8 protein-coding genes are annotated in these 8475 nt (G+C 52.2%); 7 read left to right on the top strand and 1 reads right to left on the bottom strand.

The window, feature by feature from the left end; all coding sequences use genetic code 11:
• The 3 genes from PKX57_RS10195 to PKX57_RS10205 all read left to right on the top strand — a co-directional run.
• Positions 1-767: hypothetical protein (locus PKX57_RS10195; RefSeq protein ID WP_472417139.1), on the top strand; the 767-nt coding region annotated here is incomplete at its 5' end.
• A gap of 4 nt (positions 768-771) precedes the next feature.
• Positions 772-1203: a hypothetical protein gene (locus PKX57_RS10200; protein WP_214048995.1), complete on the top strand. Its 432-nt coding sequence runs from the start codon at positions 772-774 to the stop codon at positions 1201-1203.
• 83 nt (positions 1204-1286) lie between these two features.
• Positions 1287-2009 (top strand): hypothetical protein, encoded by a 723-nt coding sequence (locus PKX57_RS10205; RefSeq protein WP_213922469.1) that lies wholly within the window; start codon positions 1287-1289, stop codon positions 2007-2009.
• Positions 2010-2236: 227 nt separating this feature from the next.
• On the opposite strand, the gene abc-f is transcribed toward PKX57_RS10205, so the two are convergent.
• Positions 2237-4048 carry a ribosomal protection-like ABC-F family protein gene (gene abc-f, locus PKX57_RS10210; protein ID WP_472417141.1) on the bottom strand — a complete coding sequence of 604 codons (1812 nt, stop codon included), beginning with the start codon at positions 4046-4048 and terminating at the stop codon, positions 2237-2239.
• A gap of 140 nt (positions 4049-4188) precedes the next feature.
• On the opposite strand from abc-f, the gene PKX57_RS10215 reads away from it, so the two are divergent.
• From PKX57_RS10215 to PKX57_RS10230, 4 genes are all read left to right on the top strand, one after another.
• Positions 4189-4773: a hypothetical protein gene (locus PKX57_RS10215; RefSeq protein WP_213922888.1), complete on the top strand. Its 585-nt coding sequence runs from the start codon at positions 4189-4191 to the stop codon at positions 4771-4773.
• A 29-nt stretch (positions 4774-4802) separates the two neighbouring features.
• Complete coding sequence (locus PKX57_RS10220; RefSeq protein WP_213922887.1) at positions 4803-5306, top strand: hypothetical protein; 504 nt, start codon at positions 4803-4805, stop codon at positions 5304-5306.
• 132 nt (positions 5307-5438) lie between these two features.
• Complete coding sequence (locus tag PKX57_RS10225; protein ID WP_214050007.1) at positions 5439-6746, top strand: hypothetical protein; 1308 nt, start codon at positions 5439-5441, stop codon at positions 6744-6746.
• A 135-nt stretch (positions 6747-6881) separates the two neighbouring features.
• A partial coding sequence (locus PKX57_RS10230; protein WP_472417143.1) for a DUF4910 domain-containing protein occupies positions 6882-8475 on the top strand: 1594 nt, incomplete at its 3' end.

Consider the following 8475-nt stretch of genomic DNA (forward strand, 5'->3'; position numbering starts at 1 on the left):
CCTCGGGAAAGCTCGACGGCGATGAAAAACCTCTCCAGAGCTTTTCGCTGAGCGTTGGCGAGGATGTTCTCTTCACGACCGACGGAACACTCACCGTTCCGGTCACTCCGGGAAACGTGAAAGTCTCGCTGGACCTCTCCTCCTTCGGAGGTGGTGTGAGCGTCACCACCGGAGGGCTCGATATATCGCTGTCGTTAAAGCCCGGCGAGAGGAGGAGCATAGAGTTCGGACTCGCCTTCGAGAGAAAGGTCGAGGTGGTCCTTTTCAGGGACCTCAACGCCAACGGCCTCCGCGAAAGCGACGAGCCCCTTCTCGACGCCTCAGGCATTCTCGCCATCGGGGGCAAGCCCTTCAGGATAGGTTCTCGGACGGTTCTCGAGGGAGTGCCTTCCGGCAGGAGCCCGGCCAGTCTGACTATGGACAGGGGCTTCGAAAAGCTCTATTCGAGAACCACGACAATCGATACGGTTGAAGTGGCCGAAACGGGGGACACTGTTCTCGAAATAGGGTTCGCCGAGAAGAGCTCGCTCATGATATCCTTCCTCGATGAGAAGGGCGACTATTTCTACGATGTCGTAACGGTGAAGATCGATGGCATCGAGTTTCAGGCCTTTGGTATAATCGAGCTGGTGGGACTCGTCTTCGGAGACCACCTGGTGGAAGTAACCGGACTTCCGAAGGGGTTCAAGTGCGACCGGTACCTCTACGAAATCTGGCTGGAGCCCGGCGGGAGCGGTGAAATAGAAGTGGTGATAGGGAAGGAGTGATACTATGGACTTTTTCAGGGCTCTCAACGAGATTGCTTTCTATCTCTCCTTCGTACTATGGGCCGGGGGTGGTGTCACGGTATCGGTTTTCCTTATTCCGTTGCGCGACCCGAACACACCTCCGCAGGTGCAGGGTTTTCTGTACTCGCTCTGGGAGAACCTCAGGATAGTGGCGATGGCCGTCTCGATCATCATGCTCGGCACGAGCATGACGAGGCTTATCATCGATCCGGTCGTCAACGTTTTCTGGACGGTGATATGCTTCGCCACCTTTTCGCTGACCGTTTTCAGCTGGTACATGGCCGACAGGCTTATAAGGATGGGGGCCAGCGATCCACGCTCGATGCTGGAGGTAGAAAAGAGAAACTTCGGCCTCTATCTGTTTTACGCAGACGCCTGCATAGTCCTGACGGTAATCGCGGCGGCCCTTATGTAAAAAGAGACATTAGCTCTGGTTTACCGGCAGAGAGTTCGACAGAACACTAGCACGGACACAAAATCCAGAGGAGGCCCGCCCGAATGGCAGGAAGAGAATACTCCTTCAAACAGAAGATCATCGAAACGCCTCACGACGTTACGGTCAGAGACATGTCGGTCGGTATAGACGGTATCGCTTATATAAGCATATCCGTGCCATCGCTCGAAGTCTCCGGCCAGAGTTCCATCGACGGCTACTTCAAGGCCGGCTACTATCCCTCTTCGAAGGGAAGGCCCGCGCATCTGGGCATAAGCCTGAAAGTAGATGACAAGCGGCACGAGGGTATGACGCTCTCTCTCGAAGCGACCGCTGTCTTGCAGAAGTGGTATGAAAAGGCGTACGCGGATATCAAGAGGAGATTCAAATCCATCGTGGATCGAGTTGTTGACGATGAGCTTCCGGTAATCTTCTCGCTCGCAGGCGACGACTTTCCGAAATTCACTCCCTCTCTGCAGATAGAAGATGAGGACTTGAAACATGAAAGCTACAAAGTGCTAAAACACGCCATCGTCAGGTTTTTCAAGCTGCACGGCGCCGAAAGGTACGCGAAGGTTGCGCGTGCGGACGATTACCTCGTAGAATCGATCCCGCCCCCGCCCGTAAGCGACGATCGACTGCCGCCGACGGCCTTCGACATAGAACACGAAAGAGATCTCTATGACATTTACGGTACCGGACCGGGTTCGGTGTTTTCTTTCAAAATGAAGCTGTCGGATATACTCAATCCCGGGCTTAAACAGCTGCTAGAGCGCGAAGAAAATTAGACGCTAAAGGTGCAAAAGTGATCGTTATCCCGCAGTGCTCCGATTAAGAACCGTTGTAGGTTGTGAGTTATGGGTAAGGGCGGGATGACGGATCGGAGTCCGGCATGACGGGAAGGCAGTAACAGGAGCCGTGGTGAGCGCGACCTCGTCTCCAAACAGAGGTAAGAGGGGGAGAGGTCAGAGGGGGTTCCCCAAGGACGGTTCTTTCCGCTCTTTCGAAGAACGGCTCACTCCCCCAGAAGTCTGTCGAGCTCTTCGAGTTCTCTTTCGAGGTTTTCTTTCTCTTCGAGTAACTCAAGTATCTTCTCTTCCGATGATTCTATGGTGGCCTGAAACTCCTGAAGTTTCTCGTAGTTAGTGACGTACAGTCCCATTTTCAGCTGGGCTCCCTCTATCTTTCTCGATAGTTCTTCTTCTTCATTATGGAGAAGATCGTATCTTTCGCAAAGCGATTTCCGCCTGTTGGTGAGCTTTCTTTTCTCCTGGAAGGAGAGCCTGGAGGCTTCGTTATCGTTGCTTTCTCTGGTCGGCCTGTTACGGTTCAGGTATTCCTGGACCGAGCGCACGGATCTGAATTTCAACCTGTCTATCATCACGAAGTGATCGCAGATGTTCTGCACGAACTCCCTGTCGTGCGAGACCAGTATTATACAGCCTTCGTACTCCCTCAGAACATCCTCCAGACTCTCTATGGACCAGATGTCGAGGTTGTTCGTCGGCTCGTCCATCACCAGAACGTTCGGCTTTGAGAGAATCAATTTCGCCAGCGCCAGTTTCGTCTTCTCTCCGCCGCTCAGTGAGGAGATGGGCTTGAAGACGTCTTCGCCCGGGAAGCCGAACCGTCCTATATATTTGCGCACCTCGTAATCGGGCTGGCCCGGCATCAGCTGCCATATCTCCGTCAGGACATCGTTGTTGAGGTTCAGATCTTCGGTGAGCTGAGAGAGGTACCCCCAGCGAACGTTGTGACCCCACTCCACCTCCCCGGAAGTTTTCTCCAGATCCTGGGTTATCATCTTCAAAAGCGTGGTCTTGCCGCTACCGTTCGGACCCAGAAGGCCTAATTTTTCGCGTCTATGGACTTCCAGACCGGCGTTTCTGAACAACTCCTTGCCGTCGAATCCGAAGGAAAGTTCTTCGACTTTGAGGACAATGTAACCGGTCCTGTCTGGCTGGGGAAGCCTGAACCTGGGAGCCCGGACCTCCTCGTCGGGTAGATCTACAGATTCAAGCTGTTCTTTGAGCCTGTCGCGCTGTTTCTCTTTGTTTATGGCCTGCTTTATGAACTTCTCCTGTCCCCATAGCCTGTAACGTTTGGCCACGGCGTCGAGCCTTTCGATCTCCTTCTCCAGATTCTCTCTGGCTCTCGTTCCACTTTTCATGAGTATCTCACGATCGAAAAGGTACTTGTCGTAATCGCCGGGGAAGTCCCACATCGAACCGCCGTTCAGCTCCCAGAACCTGTTACCGACCTTCCTTATCAGGTATCTGTCGTGGGTTACGACCACCAGTGCGCCCTGGTAGCTCTTCAGGAATCCGACCAGCCACTCGGTCGACTCAAGATCCAGGTGGTTGGTAGGCTCGTCCAGAAGCAGAAGGTCGTAATCGACGAGGAAAAGCTTTCCCAGAGAGATTCTGGTCAGCTCGCCTCCGCTGAAGGTATTCAACTTTCTGTTCCAGTCCTCCTCTGAGAATTCCAGACCTACCAGCGTGCTCCTGACCCGTCTTTCGAAGGAATAGTACTCCTGGGTGTCTGGCACCAAAAGAGATTTATCGCTCATATAGTAGTCGATGAGCGTTATTTCACTGTCGGGAATCCTGTTCTGTATCTGGTACCCGATTTTCACCGAAGTGGAGTGGAAAATCTCCCCCTCGCTTGGCTTCAGCTCTCCGGCTATTATCTTCATGAGGGTCGATTTACCGCAACCGTTTTTTCCTATGAATATGATCTTGTCTTTTTTGTCTATGGAAGTCGAGACATCGTCGAAGAGAAAATCTTGACCGTAATCGTGTCCGACTTTACTCAATGATACAAGCATCTTTTTTTCCTTTCGTCCAATCTTCTCAGTCAATATGATACTATACAACGGGGTTTTTTTATCGAAGTCCTTTACGGGATATAATGTTGGTTGGGTATGTGATATCTTTGAGTATGCAATTCGATTGGTGGTGTTTACGATTGAAACTCGGAGTTTCACTGTTGATTTTCGTTACTACGTTTCTGGTGATGCTTTATATATGGGGCTTTTATTTTTTCAAGAGCCCCGGCCAGGTTTTTGAAGAGTACGAACGCGCGCTGGTGGAGTATGCCCACCAGATGCGAATACAGGAAGAGGCCGGTTTGAAGGCCGGGCTGGGCGCTCGAGAGCTGTCAAATCTTAGAGAAGCTGCCATAGTCGATCTCGAGGGAGACATGAAAAGAATTGTGGCAGACTTCGAGAAGGACTGGTCGGCCATGCGGAGGATCTACCTGGAATACGCCAGAAGATCGGGTAGCTGGTTCACCGAAGGGTTAACCGGCGTCATCGTCACACAGGACAATCCCGATTATCACACTTTGCTGGCCCTCTATAACCTGATAGACGATCCCGACAGCTATTGCCTTTTGTTCATACCGGAAACGAACGGTTCCCGTGTTTTCAACGAGTTTTCCGGGGCGAGGCTTTACTATCTCCAGAAGACTTTGTGGGGCTACAGGATCGAGTGGAGCAAATCTCTCATCGATCTCCTGTTGGGTAAAGATATTACTTCAATAGCCGTTTAATATAAGGAACACCGGGCCGGAGGATAGAGATGTTTCTCAAAAGACTCGTGGCTGTTCTACTCATACTCATCGTAACCGCTACACTGGTGGCCAGTCCAGAAATGTTGGCCCGGCAGACGTTCGCGGCCATTCTCGGCGGATTTGCCGGCAGCGTCTCGGGGGCCGTCATCGGTACGGTACTGGGCGGGCTGATCAACCCGACCGGCTGGGGTGATCTCGTTGGTCTGATACTCGGCTTTATTGTTGGCGCACCGGTCGGCAGCTCTCTAACTACCATCTCCTGGTCGGTTGACCGACTGGAAGGAAGTGTGCTGCTCTCAATAGCCGGAAGCATAGGCGGTGTGGCCTTTCCTTACGCCCTTAGCGGATTGATCGCCAACGTGTTCCCCGCGAACGATTTCAATCCCTCCGGTATCGTCCTGATGATTTCCTTACCTCTGTATTCGGCGTTTGGAGCGGTGCTTGGCTATAATTATCCCCGCCTTATTTCCGGCGATCTGGTTCTAGAGGATCTATCGACAACGGTAAAATGATTCGCCGTCGGGAGAACTTTACCGGATTTTGGCGTGTTTAGAGGCTAAATTAGGGGGCTTTCTGTGATAACATTTTCCTGATAAGGCTAAAACAAACCTGCAGACCCAATCCATTGAACCCAGGAGGAAATGATGTTCTGGAAAGAGAAACGAGTCGAGAAGAAACTGGAAAAAGAGATCGGAAGAAAGGAAAGGGAGCTGGCCGGCAGCACCGATCCTCTGCAGCGTGGCTCTCTGCTGGATGAACTGGCGTTGTTGAAGGAAGAGAAGGGCGATCTGTGCGGAGCGATCTCGGCGTTACTGGATAAATTCAAAGAGGACCGGAAGGTCGAAACTCTGAAAAAGCTGCGACCGATCCTCGAGAAGCACAGTGAATTTGATCTCCGGAAACTCGAAGAGAGACTTTTCGAGTCTAGCGAAAATCTCGATCGCACAACGGAAAACGATCTATTGAAGGAGATTTACAGCATCGACGGAAAGCTGGCCCTTCAACTTTCGTTGAGGTTTTTCGAGATTTCCAGAGAATACGCCTGCGGTTTGAGCGCGATAGATATCATGGAAAGAATACTATCGGAAAACGGCAGGGAACACGATGTCTCTATTGTGGAGACCGTGGAGGAGTACCACAGGCTCGTGAACGAACTGGTCGAGATTTCGCCGGACAGAGGCGAGCAAATACTGGCCAGGGCTGCCGGCTTTTCCAAAGAGAAACTGGGAAATCTCGAGCCCTTTCTGGACTTTTCGCTACGCCGTCTCGGGGATGAGTCGTCTCTTGAGGTCAGGTCCGGCATAGTGGACAGCGTAATAGAGAAATTCGATAACCTAGCCACCGTTTTTGAGAAGAGGGAAGGAGAATTGCTTAACCGGCTGGAGGTTCTCCTTTCACCAGAGATGGAGTGCAAGAGTGTCGATTTGCTACTCGAGCACATGATAGAGACTGCCCGCTCGATAAACGACTCCAGAGAAGAGCTTTACCTTGACAGGAAGCTGAAGCGGGCCGATTCCCAATCGCTGAAGAGCGAAGCCATGGCGATCGAGAGAGCTTTAAAGAAAGGTGTTCCCGACATTTCTCAGTGGAAGAGGCTGGCAAAACTGTACCGGTATGTAATTGATCTCTCTCAAGACCTCGAAGAGAAGATCCTGTACATCCGAAAGCTCGGCGTCCTTCTGAGGGACAAGCTCGAGGATTACGAAGGCTCTTTGAGGGTTTTCGAAGAGGGAATGAAGTTGAAGGAAAGCGATATAACTCTGTGGCTGGTTAAAGGGATGACACTGGAGAAGATGGCGCAGAACCATCCGGGTTCGGAAGCAACGTGCGATATATGGAAAGCCGCTTACGACCATTACTTGAAGATAGCCGAAAGGTTCGACGAACAGGAGATAAAGCTCTCGGCGATCGAAAAGTGCGCCATCATACAATCCGAAAAACTCAGTGTCTAGCCAGGTACGATGCGTAGGTGAGAGGGTAGATGTGTGAGGTGAGAAGAGCTATAAGATCTTGACTTTCTAACATCTCGCCTGTCACCTCTTACCTCTGCTCTAGAGACAGATACGCGACAAACCCTTGGGTGAATGATGAACATAAAAGGAGAGATGATAGCCATGGTTGAGAAGCTGGACGGAAGAAAAGTGAAATCCCTCATAGAACTTCTATCGGGCTTTCACAGAGTTCGAGGAAGCAAGGATTACCACGATTCAATGATGGCCGCGATCGATTACCTGAAAAGATCGGGCATGCCGTCCAGAAGATTCAAAGTCTTCTCTTATCCGGCCGACGGAAAGACAGTTAATGGCAACGTAGCCACCACTCTGGCCTGGGAACCGATCTATGGAGAGATGTGGCTGGAAAGGCCGGAGAGGTTTTTCATAACATCCACCTCCATATCGAAGGTCGCACTGGTCTCCGGCAGCGCCGGAAGCGAGGGGTGGAAGGAACTGAGTCTGGTCCAGTTCGAAGGAAAGAAGGACTATTCCAACAAGGCCGTCCTCGCCAGCGACGATCCGGTGAAAGTCTTCCAGCAGGCCGTCGTCGAGGGGGGAGCGAGTTGCCTCATATTCAATTACATGAGGAAATCTTTCGAAGAGATCGGCAGGAGTCTGGAAAAGCTTCCGGAGATGACCAACTATCTTTCCATCCCTTACGACAGGGAGGCTGCCGACAAAAAGGCCGTTGCCTTCTCCATCACCAAAGAGAAATATGATCTTCTGGCCGGTGCCGTTGCCAGAGGCGGCGCGGTCGTGGGATTCCGATCGGAAGTCAAGCTCACTGAAGGCGAGCTCGAAGTGCTTCAAGTAGATGCCACTGGTGTGGAAAACGGTCCCGGCGTGATCATAACGGCGCACCTGTGCCACCCATCGCCGGGTGCCGACGATAACGCCAGCGGAGCGGCCCTGGCAGTCGAGCTGGCACGGATACTCCACCAGGCCGAGTTCCCCTTCCCAGTCAAGATCGCCCTGGTACCCGAGTATCTGGGAAGCGTTCCATACGCGCTTCAACTCAAGAGAGAGAAGAAGCTGCCGCTCTTCACGGTTAATCTGGATATGGTCGGTGCCGATCAGGATAAGACGGGCTCCACCTTCATTCTTTCCAAGGTTCCACCGTACCTACCGCAGAAGTGGGGACGGATTCTGGAGTATTTCATAACTGAGCTGATGCCAAGAAACGGGGGATATCCCTTGAAACGCTTCGGCGAGATACCCTTTATGGCCGGTTCCGACCACTGTGTTTTCACCACCCTCGGCATACCCTCACCCTTCCTGGGACACCTGCCAGACAGGTATTACCATTCGGACTTCGACACACCTTCCATGATGGATCGCGTGGAACTGGAGTGGGTTGGGAGATCGGTCCTGAAGACGCTCGAACATATCATCACGCCCGACCCGCTGGCAGCGGCAGCCGCGAAGGGAAAGATGATAGGAGAGCTCCACGAAATACTCTCGAGAATAGCCGGTAGAGAGGGGGCGGGCGATCTTCTCGATCTGCTCGTATCCAATTACGAGGGCGATGTTCTCAGGGGTAATTTCGCGGAGGCCTGCGGCCTTTCCTCTTCCAGACCACTCGAACCGACGTTTGAAAGCTCTCTGGGGCTGGAGTGGATGAAGATCGTTCCGCAGGAATTGAAGAACGAAGTGGGACCGGAACTTCTCAGCATGGCCGATTTCATGG

It is taken from the genome of Mesotoga sp. (assembly GCF_035363035.1).
GTDB lineage: Bacteria > Thermotogota > Thermotogae > Petrotogales > Kosmotogaceae > Mesotoga.

Bases quoted from the DNA above. Each gene is read 5' to 3' on its own strand.
- PKX57_RS10200 (WP_214048995.1), top strand. From the start codon at position 772: ATGGACTTTTTCAGGGCTCTCAACGAGATTGCTTTCTATCTCTCCTTC.
- abc-f (WP_472417141.1), bottom strand. From the start codon at position 4,048: ATGCTTGTATCATTGAGTAAAGTCGGACACGATTACGGTCAAGATTTT.
- PKX57_RS10220 (WP_213922887.1), top strand. From the start codon at position 4,803: ATGTTTCTCAAAAGACTCGTGGCTGTTCTACTCATACTCATCGTAACC.
- PKX57_RS10205 (WP_213922469.1), top strand. From the start codon at position 1,287: ATGGCAGGAAGAGAATACTCCTTCAAACAGAAGATCATCGAAACGCCT.
- PKX57_RS10225 (WP_214050007.1), top strand. From the start codon at position 5,439: ATGTTCTGGAAAGAGAAACGAGTCGAGAAGAAACTGGAAAAAGAGATC.